General features: G+C 41.8%; 26 protein-coding genes and 1 tRNA gene. 10 read left to right on the top strand and 17 right to left on the bottom strand.

The genetic code is table 11. The features are described from left to right. Positions 1–66: 66 nt before the first annotated feature. A complete protein-coding gene (tig, locus tag MHO82_RS03015; RefSeq protein ID WP_239182373.1) occupies positions 67–1,371 on the bottom strand; it encodes a trigger factor in 1,305 nt (434 codons plus the stop codon). 731 nt (positions 1,372–2,102) lie between these two features. On the opposite strand from tig, the gene MHO82_RS03010 reads away from it, so the two are divergent. Further along, entirely contained in the window at positions 2,103–2,456 is a 354-nt protein-coding gene (locus MHO82_RS03010; protein WP_239182372.1) for a hypothetical protein, read from the top strand. Positions 2,457–2,545: 89 nt separating this feature from the next. Then, positions 2,546–3,145 carry a thiol:disulfide interchange protein DsbA/DsbL gene (locus MHO82_RS03005; RefSeq protein WP_239182371.1) on the top strand — a complete coding sequence of 200 codons (600 nt, stop codon included), beginning with the start codon at positions 2,546–2,548 and terminating at the stop codon, positions 3,143–3,145. 326 nt (positions 3,146–3,471) lie between these two features. On the opposite strand, the gene MHO82_RS03000 is transcribed toward MHO82_RS03005, so the two are convergent. After that, positions 3,472–3,548, bottom strand: a tRNA-Arg gene (locus MHO82_RS03000). A 268-nt stretch (positions 3,549–3,816) separates the two neighbouring features. Between MHO82_RS03000 and folD the strand changes: the two genes are divergently transcribed. Continuing rightward, positions 3,817–4,674, top strand: a complete 858-nt coding sequence (folD, locus tag MHO82_RS02995; RefSeq protein WP_239182370.1) for a bifunctional methylenetetrahydrofolate dehydrogenase/methenyltetrahydrofolate cyclohydrolase FolD — start codon at positions 3,817–3,819, stop codon at positions 4,672–4,674. A 65-nt stretch (positions 4,675–4,739) separates the two neighbouring features. Here folD and MHO82_RS02990 read toward each other — a convergent pair whose 3' ends face one another. Together MHO82_RS02990 and MHO82_RS02985 are read right to left on the bottom strand one after the other, a co-directional pair. After that, entirely contained in the window at positions 4,740–5,711 is a 972-nt protein-coding gene (locus MHO82_RS02990; RefSeq protein WP_239182369.1) for a lytic murein transglycosylase, read from the bottom strand. A gap of 3 nt (positions 5,712–5,714) precedes the next feature. Then, the gene (locus tag MHO82_RS02985; RefSeq protein ID WP_239182368.1) at positions 5,715–6,023 is read right to left on the bottom strand and encodes a YcgL domain-containing protein; all 309 of its coding nucleotides are present in this window, start codon (positions 6,021–6,023) and stop codon (positions 5,715–5,717) included. Between the two features lie 193 nt (positions 6,024–6,216). Here MHO82_RS02985 and minC point away from each other — a divergent pair, with 193 nt between their 5' ends. From minC to minE, 3 genes are read left to right on the top strand one after another with little or no spacing between them, the layout of a single operon-like run. Beyond that, positions 6,217–6,879: a septum site-determining protein MinC gene (minC, locus tag MHO82_RS02980; RefSeq protein ID WP_239182367.1), complete on the top strand. Its 663-nt coding sequence runs from the start codon at positions 6,217–6,219 to the stop codon at positions 6,877–6,879. Positions 6,880–6,901: 22 nt separating this feature from the next. Next, on the top strand, positions 6,902–7,714 hold the full coding sequence (gene minD / locus MHO82_RS02975) for a septum site-determining protein MinD (RefSeq protein ID WP_239182366.1): 813 nt from the start codon (positions 6,902–6,904) through the stop codon (positions 7,712–7,714). Between the two features lie 3 nt (positions 7,715–7,717). After that, the gene (gene minE / locus MHO82_RS02970) at positions 7,718–7,981 is read left to right on the top strand and encodes a cell division topological specificity factor MinE (RefSeq protein ID WP_239182365.1); all 264 of its coding nucleotides are present in this window, start codon (positions 7,718–7,720) and stop codon (positions 7,979–7,981) included. Positions 7,982–8,061: 80 nt separating this feature from the next. On the opposite strand, the gene rnd is transcribed toward minE, so the two are convergent. From rnd to MHO82_RS02930, 8 genes are all read right to left on the bottom strand, one after another. Continuing rightward, positions 8,062–9,189, bottom strand: a complete 1,128-nt coding sequence (rnd, locus tag MHO82_RS02965) for a ribonuclease D (protein WP_239182364.1) — start codon at positions 9,187–9,189, stop codon at positions 8,062–8,064. A 77-nt stretch (positions 9,190–9,266) separates the two neighbouring features. Then, positions 9,267–10,976 carry a long-chain-fatty-acid--CoA ligase FadD gene (fadD, locus tag MHO82_RS02960; protein ID WP_239182363.1) on the bottom strand — a complete coding sequence of 570 codons (1,710 nt, stop codon included), beginning with the start codon at positions 10,974–10,976 and terminating at the stop codon, positions 9,267–9,269. A 129-nt stretch (positions 10,977–11,105) separates the two neighbouring features. After that, positions 11,106–11,960 carry an alpha/beta hydrolase gene (locus MHO82_RS02955; RefSeq protein ID WP_239182362.1) on the bottom strand — a complete coding sequence of 285 codons (855 nt, stop codon included), beginning with the start codon at positions 11,958–11,960 and terminating at the stop codon, positions 11,106–11,108. A 17-nt stretch (positions 11,961–11,977) separates the two neighbouring features. Next, entirely contained in the window at positions 11,978–12,541 is a 564-nt protein-coding gene (locus MHO82_RS02950; protein WP_239182361.1) for a Slp family lipoprotein, read from the bottom strand. An 18-nt stretch (positions 12,542–12,559) separates the two neighbouring features. After that, entirely contained in the window at positions 12,560–12,859 is a 300-nt protein-coding gene (locus MHO82_RS02945; protein ID WP_239182360.1) for a chromosome partitioning protein ParA, read from the bottom strand. A gap of 52 nt (positions 12,860–12,911) precedes the next feature. Next, the gene (gene tsaB / locus MHO82_RS02940; protein ID WP_239182359.1) at positions 12,912–13,613 is read right to left on the bottom strand and encodes a tRNA (adenosine(37)-N6)-threonylcarbamoyltransferase complex dimerization subunit type 1 TsaB; all 702 of its coding nucleotides are present in this window, start codon (positions 13,611–13,613) and stop codon (positions 12,912–12,914) included. A 45-nt stretch (positions 13,614–13,658) separates the two neighbouring features. Continuing rightward, a complete protein-coding gene (locus MHO82_RS02935) occupies positions 13,659–15,575 on the bottom strand; it encodes an ATP-dependent DNA helicase (protein ID WP_239182358.1) in 1,917 nt (638 codons plus the stop codon). A 115-nt stretch (positions 15,576–15,690) separates the two neighbouring features. Further along, positions 15,691–15,918: a hypothetical protein gene (locus MHO82_RS02930; RefSeq protein ID WP_239182357.1), complete on the bottom strand. Its 228-nt coding sequence runs from the start codon at positions 15,916–15,918 to the stop codon at positions 15,691–15,693. A gap of 161 nt (positions 15,919–16,079) precedes the next feature. On the opposite strand from MHO82_RS02930, the gene purU reads away from it, so the two are divergent. Continuing rightward, entirely contained in the window at positions 16,080–16,913 is an 834-nt protein-coding gene (gene purU, locus MHO82_RS02925; protein WP_239182356.1) for a formyltetrahydrofolate deformylase, read from the top strand. A gap of 70 nt (positions 16,914–16,983) precedes the next feature. On the opposite strand, the gene MHO82_RS02920 is transcribed toward purU, so the two are convergent. Next, entirely contained in the window at positions 16,984–17,574 is a 591-nt protein-coding gene (locus MHO82_RS02920) for a VOC family protein (RefSeq protein WP_239182355.1), read from the bottom strand. A gap of 375 nt (positions 17,575–17,949) precedes the next feature. On the opposite strand from MHO82_RS02920, the gene argS reads away from it, so the two are divergent. Continuing rightward, positions 17,950–19,683, top strand: a complete 1,734-nt coding sequence (gene argS, locus MHO82_RS02915; protein ID WP_239182354.1) for an arginine--tRNA ligase — start codon at positions 17,950–17,952, stop codon at positions 19,681–19,683. 112 nt (positions 19,684–19,795) lie between these two features. Continuing rightward, the gene (locus MHO82_RS02910; protein ID WP_239182353.1) at positions 19,796–20,815 is read left to right on the top strand and encodes a GGDEF domain-containing protein; all 1,020 of its coding nucleotides are present in this window, start codon (positions 19,796–19,798) and stop codon (positions 20,813–20,815) included. Here MHO82_RS02910 and lpxM read toward each other — a convergent pair. Continuing rightward, a complete protein-coding gene (gene lpxM, locus MHO82_RS02905; protein ID WP_239182352.1) occupies positions 20,812–21,753 on the bottom strand; it encodes a lauroyl-Kdo(2)-lipid IV(A) myristoyltransferase in 942 nt (313 codons plus the stop codon). The genes MHO82_RS02910 and lpxM overlap by 4 nt on opposite strands. A 173-nt stretch (positions 21,754–21,926) precedes the next feature. On the opposite strand from lpxM, the gene MHO82_RS02900 reads away from it, so the two are divergent. Further along, positions 21,927–22,355, top strand: a complete 429-nt coding sequence (locus MHO82_RS02900) for an HIT domain-containing protein (RefSeq protein ID WP_239182351.1) — start codon at positions 21,927–21,929, stop codon at positions 22,353–22,355. A 64-nt stretch (positions 22,356–22,419) separates the two neighbouring features. Here the strand turns inward: MHO82_RS02900 and MHO82_RS02895 are convergent, their stop codons facing one another. Genes MHO82_RS02895 through MHO82_RS02885 form a run of 3 tightly spaced genes read right to left on the bottom strand, consistent with a single transcriptional unit; the run spans position 22,420 to position 25,168 of the window. Then, positions 22,420–22,662 (bottom strand): FeoC-like transcriptional regulator, encoded by a 243-nt coding sequence (locus MHO82_RS02895; RefSeq protein WP_239182350.1) that lies wholly within the window; start codon positions 22,660–22,662, stop codon positions 22,420–22,422. Continuing rightward, a complete protein-coding gene (feoB, locus tag MHO82_RS02890) occupies positions 22,659–24,941 on the bottom strand; it encodes a Fe(2+) transporter permease subunit FeoB (protein WP_239182349.1) in 2,283 nt (760 codons plus the stop codon). Before feoB ends, MHO82_RS02895 begins: the two co-directional genes overlap by 4 nt. Next, positions 24,938–25,168 carry a FeoA family protein gene (locus tag MHO82_RS02885; protein WP_239182348.1) on the bottom strand — a complete coding sequence of 77 codons (231 nt, stop codon included), beginning with the start codon at positions 25,166–25,168 and terminating at the stop codon, positions 24,938–24,940. Before MHO82_RS02885 ends, feoB begins: the two co-directional genes overlap by 4 nt. Positions 25,169–25,295: the final 127 nt, after the last annotated feature.

The following is a 25,295-nucleotide window of genomic DNA, read 5'->3' as shown; positions in this document are numbered from 1 at the left end:
TTCATACGGACCATTGTTAGCAGATCAATTGAAACGAAGTCAACTATCTACTCGATAAAATTGCAATTATGCAGGTTGTTGCTGATTCATTAGCTCAGTGAAGCTAACTTCTTTATCAGAAACTTGTGCTTTTGCAAGTAGAGCATCTAGAGCTTGCTCTTCTAGAGCAACGTTACGCATGTTGCTCATTAGTTGCTCGTTTTGCTCGTAGTAAGAAATTACTTCTGATGGATCTTCGTAAGCAGAAGCCATTTCAGTAATTAGTGCTTTCACTTTCTCATCATCAGCTTTTAGCTCTTCAGACTTGATTACTTCACCAAGAAGAAGGCCAACAACTACGCGACGCTTAGCTTGCTCTTCGAACAGCTCACGTGGTAGTTCAGGAGCGTTCTTAACATCGCCACCGAAACGTTGTGCAGCTTGTTGACGTAGAGCACCAATTTCTTGATCGATAAGTGCAGCTGGTACGTCGATGTCGTTTTGCTCAACAAGACCGTTAAGTACTTGCTCTTTAATGCGACCTTTAACAGCTTGCTTAAGCTCACGCTCCATGTTCTTACGAACTTCAGCTTTAAGACCGTCAACAGAACCGTCAGCTACGCCGAAACGAGATACGAACTCTTCAGTAAGTTCTGGAAGCTCACGAGCTTCAACTTTGTGAAGTTTAATAGCGAATGTCGCTGCTTTACCTTTTAGGTTTTCAGCGTGGTAATCTTCAGGGAAAGTTACTTCGATAGAGAACTCATCACCCGCTTTTTTACCAGCAACGCCGTCTTCAAAACCAGGGATCATACGACCTTGGCCCATCTCTAGAGGGAAAGCTTCTGCTTTACCGCCTTCGAATTCTTCACCGTCGATAGAACCTGTGAAATCGATAGTTGCACGTGTGCCTTCAGCAGCTTCACCTTCAACTTCAACCCACTCAGCTTGTTGCTTACGAAGAGTTTCAACCATTTCAGTTACGTCTTCGTCTTTAACTTCTACAGCTGGCTTTTCAACAACAACTTTGTCTAGGCCTTGTAGTTCTACTTCTGGGTAAACTTCAAAAGTAGCAGTGAAAACTAGGTCTTTACCTTCTTCTACTTCTACTGGAGCAAAAGTAGGTGCACCTGCTGGGTTAATCTTTTCTTTAACGATAGCTTCGATGAAGTGGCGCTGCATTACTTCGCCCATTACGTCTTGACGTACTGACTTACCGTACATCTTAGCAACCATCTTCATAGGCACTTTGCCTTTACGGAAGCCATCAAAACGACGGTTTTTAGCGATGTTGCGTAGCTCAGCTGTTACTGCATCTTCGATGTTTGCAGCTGGAACAGTGATGTTTAGAAGACGCTCTAGGCCTTCTTTGGTTTCAACGGTAACTTGCATTATTTTAAACCTCAAAACTTACTCAGGATTCCTGAGTTGCGTTGCCAATATAGATTGACCGCATCCTTTTTTGCTACGGTAAAACCGTAACGTCTGTAATTCATAACATGTAACTAAATACACATCGGCAATAAATGCCCTTATCTTAATAAGAGCAGGCTAATAGTCATATTTTAATCAAAAACATATCTATTTAGCCCAAGGGCTATTTAAGACGCGACATTGTAGCGGCATGGGTTGCCCGTGTCGAGTTGAGCCCTATTAAACATAGCTTTCCAGTAAAGTTGGGGATGAAAAGTCGATTTTCAAGCGGAAAGCCCATCTTTTCTTATTTTTTTTAATAGGAATAAATAGAGTGTGATCTTTATCAAACCAGTGAAAACATAAACCACTGAAATGCTATAAGTAAACAGTGATAAGAGGAAAGTAATGCACTTGTCAGACCATATTACTAAAAAGCCAATCATTGACCTTCCAATACAATCAGCAATACTTTTCAAGACGGAATAATATTACAGGCAGTCAGCACCCACTTTTACATTAGTAACTTAAGGTCGGTTTCTTAGCCATACCGCTACCATTTCAATCTCGGTATGATGTTTAAATCTTACGCTTCATCCACCCTGATTACGGTATCCCCAAGAAATTTGGGGCAAATTCAGTGTAGATAATGCTAATTCGAAAATAAAATTGATGTATCATGGCCACTCACTAAAAACAAAGTCCTAAACATGCCAAATCGAATTCAAAAAATTTGGATAACGATCATCACTCTGTTTGCCATGCTATTAACGAGCTTTATCGTTAGTGCTCAAACAAACGGTGCGACTTTGTCTACTCTTGAGCATACAACTGAACAACATCACCCCCTCAATATTGAGTCAAACTGCCCTGAACAGCAGCTTATATCCAGTGACAACTCCAATCACCATTGCTGTAGCTCACTTTGCCTACTTAAGATACCAACTTACAAACCTTTTGTAGAACTTGCTCTGCAACCGCACACCCTAGCATTAATTCAGCCGGATAGCATACAACAACCGATTGTTAGAGCTCAGACGCTCTATCGCCCCCCTATTTTATAATTTCCAACTCAACACTCTTAATCATGTGTTTACTAATGAAGGTAGGCGCAGCCCAGTAATACATTTTACATTATGGAAATTATTTAATTATGAAAAAGCTATTTGCACTTTTTACAACGTTAATGATCAGCTTATCTGTTCAGGCAACTCAATTCGAAAAAGGGAAGCACTACCAAGTACTTGATGTAGCAAAAGCAACTAAGCCAACAGTAACGGAATTCTTCTCTTTCTATTGCCCACATTGCTATAAGTTTGAAGCGGTTGTTGAGAACCTAAAACCATCACTTCCAAAAGAGGCCCGCTTTGAAAAAGTACATGTTGCTTTTATGGGCAACAACATGGCGGTTCCAATGGCTAAATCTTACGCGACAATGGTAGCACTAGATGTGGAAGAAAAAATGGTGCCAGCAATGTTTAACCAAATTCACCAATTGGGCCAAGCTCCCAAAGATGAAGCTGCGCTACGCCAACTCTTTATCGATCATGGCGTAGACGCTAAGAAGTTTGATGCGGCCTACCAAGGATTTACAGTCAGCTCAATGCAGAAACGTTTTGATAAACAATTTGAGGCTAGCACACTTACTGGCGTCCCTGGTGTACTGGTAAACAACAAATACATCGTAAAGCCAAACAACATCAAAAGTTATGATGAATACAACCAACTGGTTAATTACTTACTGACGCTATAATTACTTTTAATGAGTAATCAGCTCTGATATACAACCCATGGCGATTATAAGAGCATAATCGCCACTCTAATGACTTATTTTCCACTTGCCCTTCTTTATTGCCCCATAAAAATCAGTCTAACTATCTTGCTTCAATCCCAACTACGGTTTCATGCCTTTAAAGCTGGTAATGTGAAGAAATAGAGACTCAGAAGTAATTCAACAGGCATTTAACTAACATGAACTCTGCAAAAGAAAATAAGCGATGTGGTTTAGGGTTGCATCACAGGAAGAGAAAAAACGACAAAGGCGAAGTAACTTTTTAAGCTACTTCGCCTTCTAAATAATGGCACGCCCTGTAGGATTCGAACCTACGACCACATCCTTAGAAGGGACGTGCTCTATCCAGCTGAGCTAAGGGCGCGCTACAGGGAGAGGATTATAAGAGCAGAATATTTCAGGTCAATGATTTTATCGGCTTATTTAATAAAAACACGTTCAACCGTTTAAAAAAAAAACACTCTGATGCTTTTTAAAACGACTTACTGCTCCTATCCTATTCATTTCTTAAGTTTATTTCTACTAGGCAATTTCAAAGCCACCACAAGCAAACGTTTGCTTCGTAGATATTCAAATTAATATCTGCGACAATACCTGCAGTTTTATCTGTCAACCACAATTAAAGGAAGATCATGGCCGCTCAAATTATTGATGGTAAGTTGATTTCACAGACTGTTCGCTCTGAAGTGTCTGCACGAGTAAAAGCACGTATTGATGCCGGACTGCGAGCCCCTGGGTTAGCTGTTGTACTTGTTGGCCAAGATCCAGCATCACAAGTGTATGTAGGCAGTAAGCGCCGTGCTTGCGACGAAGTTGGCTTTGTTTCTAAGTCTTTCGATTTACCATCTAGCGCAACGGAAGCTGAGCTATTAGCACTTGTTGACGAACTAAACAAAGACGATGAAATTGATGGCATCCTAGTTCAACTTCCACTCCCTGCGGGTATCGACAGCACTAAAGTTCTAGAGCACATTACTCCAGAAAAAGATGTTGATGGATTCCACCCTTATAATGTTGGCCGTTTAAGTCAACGTATCCCTAAACTACGTTCTTGTACTCCAAAAGGCATCATCACCTTATTGGATCGTTACAATATTGAGTTACGCGGCAAACACGCCGTTGTGGTTGGTGCTTCTAATATTGTTGGTCGCCCAATGACACTTGAACTCTTGCTCGCAGGCTGCACCACAACAACCTGCCACCGCTTTACCAAAGATCTAGAAGGTCACGTTCGTCAAGCTGATTTAGTTGTCGTAGCGGTTGGTAAACCTAATTTCATTCCAGGTGAGTGGATCAAAGAAGGGGCAATTGTAGTAGATGTAGGCATTAACCGCCTAGATTCTGGTAAACTTATTGGTGATATTGAGTTTGATATAGCCAAAGAGAAAGCCAGCTACATTACTCCAGTTCCAGGCGGTGTGGGCCCGATGACCGTGGCAAGTTTAATTGAAAACACCATGCTGGCATGTGAACAATACCACAGTAAATAAACTCTACTTTTAGCAGTTTTATAAAAAAGGCTCGATGATCGAGCCTTTTTTATCTTTTTTCTCAACTAACCATGTTTTATACGATCGGCTAAATGACTCACCGCTAATGCAAAATAGTGTGAACGGTTCCACTTCATTAGGGCTTGGTAATTACCATAGACAAGGTAAGCTCGGCCTTTATTATCATCCGGCTGCACTAACCATGCATCCAAATCGACCTCAGGTAACGCCTTTCCGTTCAAGCGCCTAACACCTAACTCTTGCCATTGTGCCAACGATTGAGCTTGGGCTTTTTTAAGTCCCTTTAGCTGATAATTAAAGTTTTTTGGTAACTGAACTTGGCGTCCCCATGTGTAGTTACTATCCCACCCCACTTGCTTTAAGTAATTTGCTGTTGAAGCAAAAACATCCGCTTCTGTATTCCAGATGTCTTTTTTACCGTCTCCATTCCCATCTTTTGCATAAGCAAGAAAAGACGTGGGCATAAACTGACATTGCCCCATTGCACCGGCCCATGAGCCTTTCATATTATCAGGCGCAATATGCCCTTCTTCCAAGATAGTTAATGCAGCCATGGTTTGTTTACGGAAAAAAGCTTCCCGACGACCATCATAGGCCAGTGTAGATAACGCTTCTATCACGCTAAACCCACCAGTGAAACGACCAAAATTACTTTCAACACCCCATAAAGCCACAATAAAACGAGGCTGAACACCCAGCTTATTCCCGATTTCATTCAGTTCAGTGTAATGTTTTTTATATAGCTCTTTTGCTTGTTTTACTTTCCAATCAGGTACAGCTCTTGGTAGATACTGATCCAATGTTAATTTTTTTTCAGGCTGATTACGGTCCGCTTTTACGGCTTTTTTCTTATATTCAACACCATCAAATGCCTGAGTTAAAATGGTCTCAGAAATACCTTCTGCGCGTGCTTGCTCTTTTAATCCCTGAATATACTCATCAAAGCTGACTGCATATGAGCTGGATGCAGCCGTCAAGCTCAGCCCTAGCAGAGCAGTTAACACACGTTTTCTCATGAATTATCCTTCTTCTGTTTTCCGTTTCAATTTATCTGCTTTGTATTTTTCTAGTAAGTTTTCTGGCGGTGGTGGTAATTGCAAGAAAAAACCATCATCTTTAAGAGATTGCTTCACCTTTTCGACATCAACCTGAGCCAAAGTTCGCCCCTCTAGTTTTATCACCATCACAAACTGAGGTGACCCAAACATTGTTAGCAAATCTTTCGGAACTGAAGAAAAATCATCTTTCTTTGGAACATAAAGGTAAGCGCCTTCTTTTTTTGCGCTTTTGTAAATCGAACACAATACCACGTGTTTTTCCTCAATCATTATTTAGCAGGTGTCGGTTGTTATCATTGCCTCAAAACCCGATAAAACGCACATTTCGTGAGAACTTTGTCTGAAAACGCGCCACAGGCCATAAGATGACTTGCTGATAGTCAGATCTGAATATAACATGCAAAGACACATGTGATAATGCAAATAGATTCCCTGTTGGCAATTTCAGACCATAGTTGAGACCATGACCAAAATAGCAGACTTGAAAGGCAGTAGCTTTACGCTTTCAGTACTTCATTTACCCGATGACAATATTGCCAATGCACTCGATGTTCTTGAGCAAAAAGTAGCTCAAGCGCCTTCTTTTTTCGCGTCTGCTCCTGTCGTGATCAATATCGAACATGTTTCTGGTGAAATTGACTTTGCTCAGCTAAAGATAGGAGTCGAAGAGGCAGGGATGATTCCAGTAGGGATCACTGGGTGCCAATGTGAACAAAAGCAAGCTTCTGCAACCGAAGCTGGGTTTGCAGTCATGACCTCAGTTAAGCCCACTAAAGCGCCTAAACCGCTTCTAGAACCAACGAAGGTAATTCGTACCCCTGTTCGCTCAGGCCAGCAAATTTACGCTCGCAACTGTGATTTAGTCATTTTAAACCACGTAAGCCCCGGAGCAGAAGTCATCGCCGACGGTAGCATTCACATTTATGGTACTCTACGTGGTCGAGCCATTGCGGGAGCAAGCGGCCAACATGATGCCAAAATCTTCTGTAACAATTTACAAGCTGAGCTGATTTCCATTGCGGGTAATTATTGGCTGAGTGACCAGATTAATGGTGAGCATTGGCATCAAAATGTCATGATTACTATGATAGATGATCATCTACATATCGAAACGCTCACACTATAACATTTTATAAGGAATAATAGAGATGGCACGAATTATCGTTGTTACCTCAGGCAAAGGTGGTGTAGGTAAAACCACTTCAAGTGCAGCTATCGCGTCAGGCTTAGCACTACTGGGCAAAAAAACCGCCGTTATTGACTTTGATATTGGTTTAAGAAACCTTGACTTAATTATGGGTTGTGAGCGACGTGTTGTTTATGATTTTGTAAATGTTATCAACGGTGAAGCAACACTCAACCAAGCATTAATAAAAGATAAACGTGTTGAAAACCTATTCATCTTACCCGCTTCTCAAACTCGCGATAAAGACGCACTGACCAAAGAGGGAGTGGAAGTCGTTCTTAATGAACTCCAAGACATGGAATTTGATTTCATTATTTGCGATTCACCTGCAGGTATAGAGCTTGGTGCGCTAATGGCTCTGTATTTTGCTGACGAAGCCATTGTCACGACTAACCCAGAAGTTTCTTCGGTGAGAGACTCAGATCGCATCTTGGGGATTCTTGATTCTAAATCTCGCCGTGCCGAAAATGGGTTAGAGCCAGTAAAACAACACTTGCTTCTGACTCGCTACAGCCCTGCACGCGTAACCTTAGGTGAAATGTTAAGTGTACAAGATGTAGAAGAAATCCTTCATATTCCTTTACTGGGCGTTATCCCTGAAAGCCAGTCTGTGCTCAATGCATCCAACAAAGGTGTTCCTGTTATTTTTGATACCACCTCCGATGCTGGTGCAGCCTACGAAGATACCGTTGCACGTTTAATTGGTGAAGAACGCCCTTTCCGTTTCCTTGAGGAAGAGAAAAAAGGCCTTCTAAAACGATTATTTGGAGGCTAAAGAATGGCGCTGCTTGAGTTTTTCAGAACACCTAAAAAACCTTCCGCTAATATAGCTAAAGAAAGGCTGCAGATTATTGTTGCTGAACGTCGTAGCGGTGGGCCAGCGCCTACTTATTTACCAAAACTGAAAGAAGATATTCTCGAAGTGATCAGTAAATACGTAGAAGTCAGCCCTGATATGGTCACTGTATCGCTGGAGCAAAAAGAAGAAGATCTTTCCGTTTTAGAGTTAAATGTTACCCTACCGGAAGATGAAACTAAATAAAGTTCGCTAACTCTTAATAATAAAATAAGCCAGCAGATACTGGCTTATTTTTTAGGAATACTTTTGCTAAAATTATGTTCTTATTTTGAACGTTCTAACACTTTCAATAAACGCTCTTCCAATAACTCTTTACGCCAACCAGATAATACATCAGGTAAGGCGTCGGCTGATCGATTATATTTCCAGTCCCATGACAATAGCTGATTTAGTTGCTTTTTAGAGGCTAAGAACTCAGTAGCGAGCCCCGTTTGCTCAGAGACCTCTTTTATTTGGTCTTTTAATAATTTAAAAATTTGCTTATATCCAGGCATATCCACCAACCGTGTAATTGGTGCTGGCAAGTCAGCTTCATTTAATCCATCAGCATCATAAACCATCTTTAATAAACGATTCCCATGACGCTGAATTTCCATTCTTTCAAAGCCTTCTTTTTCTAACTGCTCACGACTGCGTAGGTTATAACGAGCCAATTTCCACAAATTAAGCTCTTTGACGACAAAATTTAAAGCTAGATCTCTTTTTTGGGCTTCTAATAAACGCCATTTTGCTGCTTGTTGTAATACAGCCAACTGCCTTGGTCGTAGCTGCCAAGCATTTTTAATATCGAGATAAGCTTTCTCTGGATCCACTTGACGCTGACGTTTTTCCATCACTAATTGCGTTTCAAGCTCAACGGCCTCCCACCAGCTTACCTTTTCAACTTCTTGCTTAATTTTTTCGAACAATGGCAATAAGTAAAAAACATCCGCTGCAGCATAATTAAGTTGCTTATTGCTAAGTGGCCTTGCCATCCAGTCGGTACGAGCTTCACCTTTATCGAGATCAATGCCTAAAAAGTCTTTCACTAAGCTACCAAAACCTGCAGACATCCCATATCCCAAGAAGGAAGCCATAACCTGAGTATCTAACATTGGTGTTGGCATACAGTCAGCATAGTGCTGAAAGACCTCTAAATCTTCACCGCATGCATGTAACACCTTAGTGACGTTTTTATTTTGCAGAACTTGCCAAAATGGTGTCATGTCTTCCAATGCAATGGGATCGATCAACGCCAGAATATCACCATCATAAATTTGAATGAGGCCTAGCCTTGGGTATAGGGTTCGAGTTCGAACAAATTCCGTATCGACCATTAAATACGGTTTTTGAGAAACTAATTCACACACTTGGCGTAAACGCTCTTGTTCTACAATGATTTCAAAATTCACGGCATACCTTTGAAAAATAAAATGCCAGCAGATGCTGGCATTAAAATAGCGATGTTAATTGTACCTTAAATAACCAATTAGGCTTCAGCTTTTTCCGACTCTGCTTTTACGTCTGCGGTTTCTTGTGACTCTTCACGCAGTGCACGACGTAAGATCTTGCCAACATTGGTTTTTGGTAAGTCATCTCTAAACTCTACAATCTTAGGGACTTTATAACCAGTTAAGTGTTTACGGCAATGAGCTAATAGCTCATCTTTTGTAAGGCTTGGATCACGCTTCACTACACAAACTTTAACAAGCTCTCCAGAAACTTCATGAGGTTGGCCAATAGCAGCCACTTCCATCACTTTGTCATTCAAAGCAACCACATCCTCAATTTCATTCGGATAGACATTAAATCCAGACACCAAAATCATGTCTTTTTTACGATCGACAATGTGCAAGAAACCTTCGTCATCAAACTGAACAATATCTCCGGTAGATAACCAACCGTCTTCAGTCAGCACTTCTTTGGTCGCTTCAGGGCGCTGCCAGTAACCACGCATGACTTGAGGGCCCTTAACTTGAAGTTCACCCATTTGATCATTACCAACTACATTCCCCTCTTCATCGATCATACGAATATCCGTTGAAGGAACAGGTAAACCAATTGACCCATTGTACTCTGTTAAATCATATGGGTACGCTGCTACTAATGGCGAACACTCGGTTAAACCATAGCCTTCCAGTAAGTGCACTCCTGTTAACTGCTGCCACTTTTCTGCAACAGAGCGCTGTACAGCCATACCACCACCAACGGCTAAACGCATACGGCTAAAATCAAGTTCGTGGAAGTCTTCATTATTTACAAGGGCATTGAATAACGTATTTACGCCCGTGATCGCCGTAAATTGATACTTTTGCAGCTCTTTAACAAACCCAGGAATATCGCGAGGGTTTGTGATCATTAAGTTTTGACCACCAAGCTCAATAAACAGCAAGCAGTTTACCGTTAGAGCAAACACATGATAAAGCGGAAGGGCCGTTACCACGAGTTCTTGGCCTTCTGTTAATACTGGCCCATAGGTGCCTTTCGCCTGCATCACATTGGCTAGCATGTTACGATGAGTTAATACCGCCCCTTTTGCCACACCTGTGGTACCACCGGTATATTGCAAAAAAGCGATATCTTCACCATTCATAAATGGCTTCACATATTGCATACGACGCCCTTTACTCAACGCCTTACGCATGGATGTCGCATGTGGCAAATTATATTTAGGCACCATTTTCTTCACATACTTAACAACAAAGTTAACAATCGTGCCTTTTGGCCTTGGTAATTGCTCCCCAAGATTGGTCAAAACAACGTGTTTAACCGGGGTATTTTTAACCACTTTTTCAAGGGTATGTGCAAAGTTAGATACAATAACAATGGCTTTTGCGCCAGAATCATTTAACTGATGCTCCAACTCTCGTGGGGTATAAAGTGGATTAACATTTACAACCACTAACCCTGCTCGTAACACACCAAATAACGCAATAGGATACTGAAGTAGATTTGGCATCATGATCGCCACACGATCGCCTTTTTTCAGCTTCAGTTCATTTTGTAAATACGCAGCAAATGCACGGCTTCGCTCTTCCAGTTTTCGGAAGGTCATAACCGAACCCATGTTAATGAATGCCGTTTGATCAGCAAATTTATGTACTGATTGCTCAAACATATCCACCAGCGATGAGTAACTGTCAGGGTTAATTTCTGCTGGTATGTCACTTGGGTAACGGGAAAGCCAAACTTTATCCACGTGAATTCTCCTTGATCTATTTTGCTACTTGGCAGCTTATTGTACGTGTAGGGTAATTACTCTAATCTTATGACGTATGTTTAATAAGCACCATTACAGCACATTTAACAAACAATTAACACATAGGTTTTAATCGCTTGTTTGAATTTTGTTAAGTAAAGCAAAGATCAGTTCTGCCGTCGACTTAGGTTGCTCTAAATGGCAATGATGACCACCTGGAATGGAAGTAACCTGCAAATTTTTAAAGCACATAGCGCGCTGAGAGTGATCTTTTAGATGATGAAACCCTTGTTGACCTAAAATACATAGTGATGGACATTGAATCTCACGCATTAGACTGTGAGCGTGTTCTTCTGCCATCCGATATAAAGAGTCACATTTCAATTTTGGATCATGACTCCAATACCAATGCTGGCCATCAAATCGAGTTCCTCTCTCAACGATTGGCCACAACAGTGTTTCTGGCAACTGATTGGCTGCCATGCGTAGCTTCAACGCTTCCTTTTGATCCCGAAGCGTACGTGGTGATTTTTTTCTCAACCTTTGACGACTAAGCATACCAGTTCGTAATCGGTTCGCAGCATTACGTTCAGACTCGGCCAATGGCCCTAGCCCTTCGATCATCACCAATGCAGAAACCTTATCTGGGAAGGCGGCACTATAACAACTCGCTACTAAAGCACCAAGGGAATGGCCAACAATAACTAATCTGTTTGCTGATAAATTCACCACTACCTGATGTAGGTCGTCAATATAGTCAAAAAAATGATAATAATTATCTGATGCTTTGTGGGAAGATAAACCATGTCCGGGCCAGTCAATGGCTACATAGTAGTGCTCAGGGTCACTAGTAACCATGTCACTGAGTACTGAACTAAAGCTAGCTGCATTATCTTGCCAACCATGAAGAAAAAGAAATACTGTCTTTGCACCTTTCTTTCCAGCCTCTAATGCAGCAAGGCCATGGTGCTCCGTTTCGATCATTCTTTGTTGTAAGGAAATTATAATTTTACTTCCTGTGTCACGGTGCCTTTAGACACACCTAAGTAGTTTCTGTAATAGCGGCAATACAGACCATAACAAGGTGGAAAATTAGAGTCATGATTATGGATGATGACCGTTTCTTCTACTCGCCACAATTGATGACCGTACGCCTCAATGACAGGAACTGTTGAAGAATATTCACCCACTTTATTATTTTCATAACCAGCACTTGTGCCAACAACCGTAATTAGTCGGCCTTCAGCATAAGACACTGGCTCTAAAAAACCATCAACATAGGCAATAAAACGATCATTTGGTTCTTGCTTTATGTCTGGCTTACCACTCGATGTTAAAGGTAAGTTAACGATTTCAATGCGGGTTTTATCTGCCATATTATCAATGCTCGCGATCACGCCTCCTAAACGAACATCGAATACAACTGATTCATCGGCTCGAACACCTGAGGCAAGGTCTTGGTAATCAACAATAGGGTTTTCTGCGCGACTTTGTAAACCGGTGGGCAGTGATGAGCAAGCAGAGAGAATAAAAAGGGAAAGTGTGGCAATAATTAGTGGCTTCATTTTATACATCTCAATAAGTTAGATATAAATATCGACCCCCATTAACTTAGCAAGTTCCTCTCTTTTCGATTGATTCATCACATCAAAGTACTGTGCTAATGCATCTCTTGACTTACCTTCAGGTAGATCGTATTGCACCTGAGCTTTAGCGTATTCAGCAGGATCCATCGTTTTCACGCTGTGTGCCAATGCCGTAGCTGCTTGGGAAGCCTCAGCGCTCACCTCTTTGCTGGTTTCCGCCTCTGCAACCGACTTTTTTTTCTGTGCCGCGCGCTGCTTGTGCACGATCGCGGGTGGTAAACCTTGAATCGAAACCATAATTGCCTCAACTAAGCTATGCGGAGGTTACCGCATAGCACACATCCATTGCCTACTCACGACCAGGCAGTTTTTTCCACGTAACAGTATCACGTAGATAAATAGGACTAGCATGTTCTGCGCCAACAGCTTCACCACGAGCAAAGGCGAATTGCGCTAACATTGCCATATCTTGAGCTTCAGGGAACAGAATATCACTTTCAGATGTCGTCAAAGGCAAAGCTTGTAGCTCGTCTTGATAAGCTCCCCAGCCAGTTCCGACGGTTAACCAAGTGGCTTCCGATGGCTCAACTTGTTCTGTTAAATGAGCAGGAACAATAACACATTCCTCACCAACCGTAGACCAGTCTCCGTCCGCTTGGCGTTGGTACATACCCCAATACACTTCACTCATGCGAGCATCAATAGCCGCAGCAACGTGCTCAGCGCCATTTAGACGGTAACCAGCCTGTGACATTGCGGCAAGTGTAGAAACACCCACCATAGGTAAATCAGCACCAAACGCCAAGCCTTGCGCAATACCAATACCAATACGAACACCAGTAAAGCTGCCAGGACCTCGACCAAACGCTAACGCATCCAACTGTGGCAAACGTATGCCGCCTTCAGCCAATACTTCATCCACCATTGGCAGGATTTTCATTGTGTGTTCACGTGGAGCCACTTCACTACGGCTGATCACTTGACCATCAATGATCAAAGCCACGGAGCAATTTTCAGTTGCTGTATCTACAGCTAAAATTTTTGCAGTCATTAACGCCTCAGACTGAATAAACGAACAATTTGGGCAGTGAGCTTATTAATTGCTCACGCTATCTAAAAACTCTGATACTTTTTCTAAATCACGAGTGCGAGGAATTGGCGGTAAACTATGTAAAAAAACAGAACCATACTGCCTTGTTACTAATCGATTATCACAAATCACCAATACCCCTTTATCTTTCTGATCGCGAATCAAGCGACCAACGCCCTGCTTCAATGTGATCACCGCATCAGGGATTTGAACCTGAGAAAAAGGGTCTCCTCCTCGTAATCGGCAATCTTCAATCCGTGCCTTCATTAGCGGATCATCTGGAGCAGTAAAAGGCAATTTATCGATAATAACACAGCTAAGGGTGTCGCCTCTAACATCTATCCCTTCCCAGAATGCTCCCGTCGCTACTAACAACGCATTACCCAGCTCCATGAACTCAGCAAGTAGCTTTTGCTTTGACGTTTCCCCTTGTACCAATACGGGCAAATCAAATTGATCTCGAAAACGTTCAGCCAAGTCTTTCATCATTTGGTGAGAAGTACATAAAAAGAAGCAGCGGCCGTTATTTCTTTCGATCATAGGAAGTAACATCGAAACGAGTTTATCCGCTAAACCATAACTGTTTGGCTCAGGTAAAAAACGCGGCACACACAATAGGGCTTGTTCTTGGTAATCAAACGGGCTAGGCAAAGAAAACTGCTCTTTGGGCTGCAAACCTAACCGCGAGCTAAAATGGCTAAAGTCATCTTGTACTGCCAACGTCGCCGATGTGAAAATCCATGCTCCAGATTGCTGAATCATCTGCTCTCGGAACTTTTCAGCCACTGACAAAGGGGTAATGTGCAAACTAAAATGGCGCGGCGTGCAGTCATACCAATACGAATATCCGGTAATAGACACATCACAAACTCGATCTAACCGCGCTTTGAGCAATGTGGCTCGCTCAAACGCCGCATCCAGTAGTTGACTGCGGCCCAATGCTAATTTCAAGACATCATGGGCAAGTTCTAATGCATCACGCAAGCGCACGACTTCACGCTTAATGGATTCCGAATTATACGCATCTCGCCAATTGCCACGAAAGCCCGGTTCTCCCAGTACAATCCGTAACTCCATCGCTGCTTGGTTTAATCGGCTAGACATTTTTTGCAGCTGACGCATGTCTCTTGCTTCTGTACGATAGCCAATTTCAATGTCTTTGGCGAGCTCTTGGATCTGGCGGCTGGATAAGCTTTGTCCGAAATATTGGCTAGCAATATCAGGTAATTGGTGTGCCTCATCGAAAATAAACACGTCACCTTCAGGGATCAACTCTCCAAACCCGGTTTCTTTGATGGCCAGGTCCGCCAAAAAGAGGTGATGGTTAACCACAATCACATCTGAATCCATCGCCTTTTTACGCGCTTTATTGACAAAACAGTCTTCGTAGCTTGGGCAATCTTTCCCTAAACAGTTATCGTTATTTGATGTGACGGTTGGGATCACAAAGCTGTCTTCCGCGATTGCATCACATTCACCTAAATCACCCGATTTCGTTTCCGATGACCACGTACGAATTTTCACTAACTGAGACAAAAGTTCTGGATCAGCGTCATGTTCATGACTTTCGATCATCTGACGACTTAATCGATCTAGGCATAGGTAGTTAGAGCGCCCCTTCAATAAAGCGACTTGGCCATAGAATCCGAGCGCGTCTACCATAAGTGGAAGGTCACGGTGAAATAACTGTTCTTGGAGGTTTTTTGAACCTGTACTAATGATCACCTTTTTTCCGCTGATCAAGGCAGGTGCAAGATACGCGAAGGTTTTACCTGTACCGGTGCCTGCTTCTACAACCAATTGGGATTGATTTTTGATCGCGTTTTGCACCGCGTGCGCCATATCCAATTGTGGCTGGCGTGGTTGAAAGCCGGGTATTGTTTTACCCAAAGCACCTTCAGAAGAAAAAATCTTGGCAATCATTGTTCATTCATACAGTGGTTAATGGTTGCAATTATGCCAAGATTTACACAAAGGTCGACTATTGAAAATAAAAGAATCAGAATATGGGAGCTGGACTCAGCTACCTAGTTGAATATTAGCGATTTTGACCACGTCGACTTAAAAAACGTCCAACCCAGCCAGTTTGATCACCATCACCCTCTATCGACGAAGACATTGATATCTCTTTAGCAGCATCGATAGGGTTAGTTTTATTATCCCAAAGTCCACCAATAGAAGATTCATCTAACTCCTCAGGCGACATCCCTAGTAACTCTGCAATACGTTCTCGGTATAACCGATGAGCAAGCGTTTCTCTGTCCATAACAACCTCGTTCAAGTACGCAACTGCTACTATTAAGCATAGCCACGAACGCAAACGGTTGCTAAAAATATTCATTTTAATGTTAAAAAATCACTTTGACCCCAACCGCTTTTATCGGTAAAACAACAACTAGAGCACAACTTTTTTATCAAGGATGAGAAATGGAAAGAAAGACCCTGCTAACAGATTGCCCTGACTCACGTGGCCTTATAGCAAAAATCACTAATATCTGTTACAAACACCAGCTCAATATTATTCATAATAATGAATATGTGGATAATGTGACCGGACAGTTTTTCATGCGCACGGAGCTGGAAGGGATTTTTAATGACCACACATTTTTACTCGATTTAGACCAAGCCCTACCGCAAGGAAGCCGCCGAGAATTAATCAGCTCTTCACGAAAAAAAATCGTGATTCTGGTGACAAAAGAAGCCCATTGTTTGGGAGACATTCTGATCAAAGCATACGATGGCAGCTTAGATGTGGATATTGCAGCAGTGGTTGGTAACTACGATACATTGGCTCATTTAACCGAAAAGTTTGATATTCCATTCCATCACGTTTGCCACCAAGATGTAAGCCGTGAAGATCATGAACAAAATATGCTGGATATAATTCATCAATACGATGCAGACTATCTAGTGCTGGCTAAATACATGCGTGTTCTAACACCGAATTTTGTTCACCAATTCCCGAATAAGATCATCAATATTCACCACAGCTTCTTACCTGCTTTTATTGGTGCAAAGCCTTACCAACAAGCTTTTGATCGAGGCGTAAAAATCATTGGGGCTACGGCTCACTTTGTCACTAACGACCTCGATGAAGGCCCAATCATCAAACAAGATGTAATTCCGGTTGATCACAATTTTAGTGCCGTTGACATGGCAAAAGCAGGGAAAGACGTGGAAAAGTCGGTGCTAAGTAAAGCGCTGAACAAAGTCGTCAATGATCATGTTTTTGTCTACGGCAACAAGACAGTGATCTTATAACCAAAGATTTATAATGACAAAGTCATAGCGCCCCTGTCACTTTACTTACGGGCGCTATCAATCGACTCAATTACTCTTGTTCGCTTTCAATGACTGCTTTAAGCGAATGAGGGTGAAGCTTAATACACACTCCATTTTTCTTAAACGCCACTGTTGGGTTAGCCAAACGTTCATGTTCCCCTTGTGGCGAGCTTAATTTCACTTTGATGCCATTGTTAGACAATTGATCCCAACGCTGTGCAAGTTTTGGAAAAATCTCAAATAACACATCCAAAAATTGCTCTGGTGTTTGAGCGTCACATGGGATCACCCACTCAATGTGCTCCCACCCTTGTTCTGGATAGGTCTTATTGCCCGGGTAAGGCAGCTCTAAGCATTCAATCTCCCACTCCCCTGCACAGATCGGTTCATCAAAACCGAGTGCAATAATCGGACGCCCATTAATTTCGGTATTGGACCACTCCTTAGCGCGCAGTAACCATTGTTGGTGGGCTTGTTGCGCGACGGTGAATTCATTAATTCGTACCGCTATGTGGTCCGCTTGGTACAACCCCAAATCTATCCCTAATGCGTCATTAAGTTCTGATATACGTGCCATAAACTGAGGTAAACCATCAATCAATTGCTCGGGAGTTAAACCTTCTTGACTTAGTTGTTGCATTATTTATCTCCGTTTACACCATAAAGTTTTTCAAGCGCATAATTATCCATACTTTAACTATGAATGGACTGATAAAGCCCATCCTGTAAGCCTTGTATGAATTGAATTGCTGCATAATATTCAACGAATAAAAAAAACACCATAAAAAAGCCATTAAGTTGGTTTTTATGGTTGCAAATAGACCTTATTTTATGGGTATTATTAGTGCTATTAAACCTAGCTCGGCATTAACCCGAGATCCATAGCCATTTCGACCTGTCAGAAATCTGTTTAACACTGCTTTAAACAACAAGTTGCGTTCGTCACAACTTAAGGCTCTAGGTAATTCATTCTAGCAAGACAGCTCTGCACTTTAGCGATTCGAAGGATAAGCGTGTGAACATTCAAGCACTAATTAATGACAAAGTATCTCAGGCTCTTGAAGCCGCTGGCGCACCAGAAGGTAGCCCTGCTGCGGTTCGACAATCCGCCAAGCCTCAATTTGGTGATTACCAAGCAAATGGTGTGATGGGCGTTGCGAAGCGACTAGGTACAAATCCTCGAGAATTTGCTCAAAAAGTATTGGACGTTCTAGACCTAGACGGTATCGCTTCTAAAGTTGAAATCGCAGGCCCTGGTTTCCTAAACATCTTCCTAGACGAAGCATTCTTAGCACAACAAGCAGACGCAGCGCTTGCTGACTCACGCCTTGGTGTTGCAAAAGCTGAAGCTCAAACGATTGTCACTGACTACTCTGCACCAAACGTTGCAAAGGAAATGGCAGTTCACCATATCCGTTCAACGGTTATTGGCGATGCAGTTACTCGCACTCTTGAATTCCTTGGACACAAAGTGATCCGTGCAAACCATATTGGTGACTGGGGAACTCAATTCGGTATGCTTATCGCAAACCTAGAGCGTATGCAGAAAGAATCAGGCGAAGTTTCAATGGAGCTTTCAGACCTAGAAGCTTTCTACCGCGACTCTAAAAAGTTGTACGATGAAGATGAAACCTTCGCAGAAAAAGCACGTAACTACGTGGTTAAGTTACAAAGTGGTGATGAGTATTGCGCTGAGATGTGGAAAAAGCTTGTCGACATCACTATGGTTCAAAACCAGCGTAACTACGATCGTTTGAACGTTTCACTATCATTAAACGATGTGATGGGCGAAAGCATGTATAACAACATGCTGCCAGAAATTGTAGCTGATCTAAAAGAACAAGGTCTGGCACAAGAAGATGATGGTGCTCAAGTTGTTTTCCTAGACGAATACAAAAACAAAGATGGCGAGCCTATGGGCGTTATCGTACAAAAGCGCGATGGCGGCTTCCTTTACACCACAACCGATATTGCATGTGCTAAATATCGTTTTGAAAAACTTGGCGCAGATCGTGTACTTTACTTCATCGATTCACGTCAGCATCAGCACTTAATGCAAGCATGGACGATCGTACGTAAAGCGGGTTACATTCCTGAAGAAGTGTCTCTGGAACACCACGCATTCGGCATGATGCTAGGTAAAGATGGCCGTCCATTCAAAACTCGTACTGGTGGCTCTGTAAAACTAAAAGACCTACTAGACGAAGCAGAGCAACGTGCTGAAAAACTAATTGAATCCAAAAACCCGAATTTAGATTCAGAAGAAAAAGCGAAAATTGCAAATACAGTAGCAATGGCAGCAGTTAAGTATGCGGATCTTTCTAAACACCGTACCACCGATTACATTTTTGATTGGGACAACATGCTTGCATTTGAAGGCAATACAGCGCCTTACATGCAATACGCTTACACTCGTGTTGCCTCTATTTTTGCAAAAGCGGGCGTTGCAATGGATTCGCTAGAAGGTGAAATCAAAGTAACGGAAGAAAAAGAAAAAGCCTTAATTGCAAAACTGCTGCAATTTGAAGAAGCGGTTCAATCTGTTGCTCGTGAAGGCCAACCTCACATCATGTGTGGTTACCTATTTGAATTAGCAGGTCAGTTCTCTAGCTTCTATGAAGCGTGCCCAATTCTAAATAACGAAGATGACGCTATTAAACAAAGCCGTTTAAAGCTGGCAGCACTGACTGCGAAAACAATTAAACAAGGCCTTGATTTATTAGGTATTGAAACTTTAGAACGCATGTGATTCATTTAATGAATTAATGTAAAAGGCCTTGTAGCTAAATTAGTTACAAGGCTTTTTTATTTTTCAGACAATGAATTATACTGATTCTATCAAAGGATGATGAGACTCCAATATGCCCAACACTCAGAGTGAGCAACCTACTGATATTTTTAAACAGACGATTGCGCTAATGATCAAATATAAGATCCCGCCAACGCCTAATAATTACTCATTATGGTATGCCTATGTTTCTGAGCCAGATTCAGACTTGGCCAGCACAATGAATAACTACATTGAGACCCAAGGTTTTTGCAGTGAAGCGGTATGCGACACTCTGTACTATCAGTACTTATCCTCTGAAGAAGAAAACAACTTACACCTTGCTAAAAGCAGCATGGCGTCCATGGTTCTTGAGCTGGATACTGCACTCAAAGAAACGATCACCAGCACAGGTGACTTTCAAAATTCCATTGATAATAGTGTCTCCCAGCTAAAACGACATAATACAAATGGCAATAGCATTAATGAACTCAAAGAAGCCGTCTCCTCCTTTATTTCAAGTTCGGACCAAATCCAAAGCTCAACCCAGCTTTTTGTTGATTATTTAGTACATACTGAAAAAGAAATTCAATGCTTAAAAGTGCAGCTAGAAAAAGCACAAAGAGAAGTGAATGAAGACAGCCTGACTGGGCTTTGGAACCGAAGGGCCTTCGATTTAGATTTACGTGCCGCCATTAATGATAAGCAGAATGTTTGCCTAATTATGGCCGATATTGATCATTTTAAATTACTTAACGATCAATATGGACATCAACTAGGGGATCAAGTGCTCAAAGTGGTGGCTCAACGTATCCGACAAAAATGCCGCAGAATAGCCCAAGTTTATCGCTATGGCGGAGAAGAATTCGCTGTCATTGTCACTGGAGAATCTTTCCCGGTTACACTCCAGCTTGCAGAAGGCATTCGCCGTACTATTGAGAAAGTCTCAGTACTAGATAAGAAGCAGAATAGAAAAATTGACCATATAACCGCTTCATTTGGTGTTGCTGAACAAGAAAACCAAGAGCTCCCACTAGCTCTAGTCGATAGAGCCGACCAATTGCTTTATCAAGCGAAAGAGGTCGGCCGAAATAGAGTTATGCCCGTTCGCTAGTACAGTTGACTGCCATCAGGCTGAGAACGCAATAAATTCAAAATCCACATGTACTGCTCTGGTTTTTCACGAATAAAGCCTTCGATAGCCTGATTCATCGCAACAGCATCAGCGACTTCGTCTCCACTAGGCATATTTTCAAGTGCAGGCTTGATCTCAATTTCAAACTGCCCCGATTCGGCATTATAACTTGGCATCATAGGCACGACTTTCGCCCCCGATAGGCGTGCTAACTTACCAAACCCTTTTAATGTCGCTTTTTCAGTTCCTAAGAATGGAACAAAAACACTCTGATCAAAGCCATGATCTTCATCAGGTAAATAATAAGCTAGATAGCCTTCTCGGATAGACTTAATAAAAGGCCTTACGCCAGCATCACGAGGGTAAATTCGGCCACCGTACTTCATTCGCTGAACATACATCAACCAATCGCCAATCGGGTTAGCTTGTGGGCGGATCATAATAACCACCTTGATACCACGTGAAGCAAACAGCATCGCGGGTAAATCAATAGCCCAACAGTGAGGCACAAGCATGATGACTTTCTCCCCTTTTTCTAATAAAGGGAATAAATTTTCTTCACCGATGATCTTACTGCGGCTTTCTAGTCGCTTACTGCTTCTTGCCGTTAATTCAGCAAAACCTAATAAAACTTGTGCGGCTGTTGCGTAACATTGCTCTAAAATAGTCTGCTTTTCCTGCTCAGACTTCTCAGGAAAACACTTATCTATATTTATCACTGCACGACGCTTAGCACGGTTATTTGCAGAAGCAAAGTATTTAGATAACCGATTAGCCAGTGCATCACGCCACCTAAATGGTAAAAAAGCCAATAAAAGCGCAACTCCAATGCCTAACCACGTTGGCCAATATTTAGGATGCAAAAATGACCACTGAAATTTTGGCTCATATAAAGCGTTGTCTTTTTCATTACTCATAGAGGTTTATTACTCTCAGAAATTGCATTAGAAAAATCTACGACTGGCTATGGTATAACAATCAAAATTATTAAGAAATGCCACTCACTTATCCATTAATAAAAAACAGAGTTGCGATTGTTTATTATTAGTAGATCATATCGCATGAATGTCTTAATACAGGAAAGTAACCAATGAGTTTTGCTCTTCACCCTCGATTAAAGGCCGATACATTACATATCGGTGATTTCCCACTTTGCACTGTGTTATTAAGTAAAGAAAATATAGGCCCATGGCTAATATTGGTGCCTAAAATAGAAGACCTAGTGGAAATCCACCACCTACCTCATGAGCAACAAATTCAACTTATTACTGAATCTAGTGCGCTTTCAACCATACTAGAAAACACATACCAACCAGATAAAATTAACGTGGGTGCTTTAGGCAACCTAGTTCCTCAACTACATATCCACCATGTTGCTCGCTTTAAGTCTGACATTGCTTGGCCGGGACCAATTTGGGGAAATACTAGCGGTGAGATTCGTAATGACATAGCCCAACAATCACTCATCGACGAGTTACAAAAGAAACTTCAGTCTATTGATGGATTTCAAGCTGCTTAAATAAAACAAGCGCAGTAATGACTGCGCTTGCTATGAAATACCCTATAAAATAAAAAGGATATGTTTATCGAATGACTGTGATCGACAATTCAGGGCCTGTATGCCAACGATACCAAACTTCTTTCGCTGTTTGACAAGACGTTTCTTGACGACACCCAACAAGTTCCCGGCTTAGCATTCCCCTACGAAGCCAAACATCTAACATAGCATCAACCCCATCTTCACTAATGCTAAAGTGTTTTGCCAATACCGAGCGGCTGGTTCGGCCATGTTTTACAATGTACTCTTTTAACTGAGTTAAAATCATACCAACAGAGCCTCAGCTTGTTCATCCGTTTTTTTTCTGCCTTGCATTTTTAACATCATCAACGTCGCTCCCATCAGAGCAATGAAGAAACTGATCCATCCGACACTGGTTGTTGGGTGATCAGAGAAGTGAGCAACTTGGTAGAACAGAGTCGCAAATACATAGGCAAGTAACATGGTCCAAGCACCAATAAACACGGCATATTTTTTACCAAACTCACGAACGTAAGCCCCCATGGCAGCAACACACGGTGTGTACAGTAAGATAAAGATAAGATAAGCGAAAGCCGCTGAACTGCTCATAAAATGGCTTTTTAGGTTCCCGAAGATAGAAGCATCAACTTCCTGCTCTTCTGCTACAGCGGATGAGTCCGTTAAATCACCAACATCTACGCCCAATGGGTCTGAATAGCTTAGCCCCATCAAGTTATCTGGAATCGACATTACCGCTTCTTCTAAACTTGCCATTAAATCAAACTCAGCTTCCTCTGCATCTGGAGAAGAATAAAGGTTATTTAATGTACCAACAACGGCTTCTTTTGCAAAAATTCCGGTAATAATACCAACGGTTGCAGGCCAGTTATCTTCTTGAACACCAATAGGGGCAAGTAGCGGTGTTGCGATTTGAGCAGCTTTAGATAAAACAGAATTTTCACTGTCTTCATTACCAAAAGTACCATCTACACCTAAAGAGTTCACAAAACTTAAAATGGTTACCACAATAACAATAGTTTTACCGGCACCTAATACAAAACGCTTCAGTTTTTGCCATGTTTTAATCACAACGTTCTGAACTGTTGGTAGTTCGTAGTCTGGCATCTCCATAATAAAGCTGTCACTACGCCCCGGATAGAGTGTATTACGTAATAACATACCTGTAAGAACGGCGGCAAAAATCCCAAGTACATACAAACCAAAAACAACATTCTGGCCATCTTGAGGGAAGAACGCGGCAGCAAAAAGAGCATAAACTGGCAAACGAGCACCACAAGACATGAATGGAGCCATGGCAGCTGCTAACTTGCGCTCACGTTCCTGCTCTAAAGTACGAGTTGCCATGATAGAAGGAACATTACAGCCAAATCCTAAAACAAGAGGGACAAAAGCTTTACCTGGCAAGCCAATTTTTTGCATGACTTTATCAAGCACAAAAGCCGCACGAGCCATATAACCCGAACTTTCTAGTACCGCTAAGAAAAGGTATAAACAGGCGATAACAGGGATAAATGTCGCAACGGTTTGAATACCACCACCCACACCATCAGCGATCAATGTTGCTAACCAAACGGGAATATGATCATCAAGTAGGTAATGTGCTCCATCAACCAATAACGCTCCAACACCAATATCGAAGAAATCGATGAACGCACCGCCAATGTTGATAGAGAACATGAACATCAAGTACATGACTAAAAAGAAAAATGGCACGCCAATAAATTTATGCAGGACAACTTGATCAATTTTGTCACTCATTGAATGACTTAACTTTCCATCTTGGCTACGTAATTGCTGACACAGATCATGCAAGTAAGTGTAACGAGTATCTGCCACATGCAGATCAGACTCAGTATTCACATTCAATTGATTGCGAATCTGGCTCACTGTATTCAGTGCTTTCTCTTCTAAACTATTAAGCACTAGCGCATCGCTTTCTAAAGCCCTGATCGCTAATGAACGAGGGGTTGCAGTTTCATGAGTGAAATAAGGCTGTACTTTTTCAATCGCTTGTTCAAAATCTTCACCGTAGTTCAAATCTAGCTTTTTACTTTGAACACCTTGCACAATCAATTTATGTAATTTCTGCTTAAAGCGTTTAACTTGCCCTTTATCATTCGCTGATAACGAGATAACAGGACAACCCAACACCTCTTCTAGCCCTTTGACATTTAAACTTTGTCTATGCCTTTTTAAAACATCCATTTTATTAAGCACAACCACCATTGGGCGGCCTAATTCACGCAGTTGTAGCGTCATGTACAAACTACGCTCTAAACAAGACGCATCAACGACATTAATGATCAAATCAGATGGGTAGGTTAACACAGCACGAGAAGCAATCGTTTCATCTAAGCTATTAACATCATTACCGCTATCAAGAGCATAGATGCCTGGTAAATCCGTTAAAGAAAACTGATCTCCTGAGCATTCATAGCTACCTGTTTTTTTCTCAACAGTTACACCAGCCCAGTTACCGACTTGCTGTTTTGCGCCAGTCAAGCCATTAAATAGCGTTGTCTTTCCACTATTTGGATTACCTACAGTTAAAACCTGGTACTTCATACTGCTACCTTTACATCAATTTGTTCAGCCAATTGCTTACGAAGTGCAATAGCAACTCCACGTACCATCACTTGTAGTGGATCTCCTAATGGTGCTCGGCGAATAAGCTGTAGCTGGGTGTTAGGGAGAACGCCCATCACCATCAATTTTTTTCTAGTGTCAGCTGGCAAGGCCGACATATCGGTAATGGTGGCATCAACGCCACTCTGTAATTGAGCCAATTTCATACGCAAACCTATATAAAATGATAACTATTTTTATTTGTTTTAATTTTACCGCCGCAATTTATATGACAAATTGAGCGAAATCAATTTTATAGAGATCCGCTATTTTCATAGCTTTAAAAGAGGGTGA

The organism is Vibrio sp. Of7-15, from assembly GCF_022347565.1.
In the GTDB taxonomy this organism is placed as follows: Bacteria; Pseudomonadota; Gammaproteobacteria; order Enterobacterales; family Vibrionaceae; genus NORP241.
This window is presented reverse-complemented; position numbering and strand designations above follow the sequence as displayed.

Coding starts and splice junctions, on each gene's coding strand:
- tig (WP_239182373.1), bottom strand. CDS start 1,371: ATGCAAGTTACCGTTGAAACCAAAGAAGGCCTAGAGCGTCTTCTAAAC.
- MHO82_RS03010 (WP_239182372.1), top strand. CDS start 2,103: ATGCCAAATCGAATTCAAAAAATTTGGATAACGATCATCACTCTGTTT.
- MHO82_RS03005 (WP_239182371.1), top strand. CDS start 2,546: ATGAAAAAGCTATTTGCACTTTTTACAACGTTAATGATCAGCTTATCT.
- folD (WP_239182370.1), top strand. CDS start 3,817: ATGGCCGCTCAAATTATTGATGGTAAGTTGATTTCACAGACTGTTCGC.
- MHO82_RS02990 (WP_239182369.1), bottom strand. CDS start 5,711: ATGAGAAAACGTGTGTTAACTGCTCTGCTAGGGCTGAGCTTGACGGCT.
- MHO82_RS02985 (WP_239182368.1), bottom strand. CDS start 6,023: ATGATTGAGGAAAAACACGTGGTATTGTGTTCGATTTACAAAAGCGCA.
- minC (WP_239182367.1), top strand. CDS start 6,217: ATGACCAAAATAGCAGACTTGAAAGGCAGTAGCTTTACGCTTTCAGTA.
- minD (WP_239182366.1), top strand. CDS start 6,902: ATGGCACGAATTATCGTTGTTACCTCAGGCAAAGGTGGTGTAGGTAAA.
- minE (WP_239182365.1), top strand. CDS start 7,718: ATGGCGCTGCTTGAGTTTTTCAGAACACCTAAAAAACCTTCCGCTAAT.
- MHO82_RS02955 (WP_239182362.1), bottom strand. CDS start 11,960: ATGATCGAAACGGAGCACCATGGCCTTGCTGCATTAGAGGCTGGAAAG.
- MHO82_RS02950 (WP_239182361.1), bottom strand. CDS start 12,541: ATGAAGCCACTAATTATTGCCACACTTTCCCTTTTTATTCTCTCTGCT.
- MHO82_RS02945 (WP_239182360.1), bottom strand. CDS start 12,859: ATGGTTTCGATTCAAGGTTTACCACCCGCGATCGTGCACAAGCAGCGC.
- tsaB (WP_239182359.1), bottom strand. CDS start 13,613: ATGACTGCAAAAATTTTAGCTGTAGATACAGCAACTGAAAATTGCTCC.
- MHO82_RS02935 (WP_239182358.1), bottom strand. CDS start 15,575: ATGATTGCCAAGATTTTTTCTTCTGAAGGTGCTTTGGGTAAAACAATA.
- MHO82_RS02930 (WP_239182357.1), bottom strand. CDS start 15,918: ATGGACAGAGAAACGCTTGCTCATCGGTTATACCGAGAACGTATTGCA.
- purU (WP_239182356.1), top strand. CDS start 16,080: ATGGAAAGAAAGACCCTGCTAACAGATTGCCCTGACTCACGTGGCCTT.
- MHO82_RS02920 (WP_239182355.1), bottom strand. CDS start 17,574: ATGCAACAACTAAGTCAAGAAGGTTTAACTCCCGAGCAATTGATTGAT.
- MHO82_RS02910 (WP_239182353.1), top strand. CDS start 19,796: ATGCCCAACACTCAGAGTGAGCAACCTACTGATATTTTTAAACAGACG.
- lpxM (WP_239182352.1), bottom strand. CDS start 21,753: ATGAGTAATGAAAAAGACAACGCTTTATATGAGCCAAAATTTCAGTGG.
- MHO82_RS02900 (WP_239182351.1), top strand. CDS start 21,927: ATGAGTTTTGCTCTTCACCCTCGATTAAAGGCCGATACATTACATATC.
- MHO82_RS02895 (WP_239182350.1), bottom strand. CDS start 22,662: ATGATTTTAACTCAGTTAAAAGAGTACATTGTAAAACATGGCCGAACC.
- feoB (WP_239182349.1), bottom strand. CDS start 24,941: ATGAAGTACCAGGTTTTAACTGTAGGTAATCCAAATAGTGGAAAGACA.
- MHO82_RS02885 (WP_239182348.1), bottom strand. CDS start 25,168: ATGAAATTGGCTCAATTACAGAGTGGCGTTGATGCCACCATTACCGAT.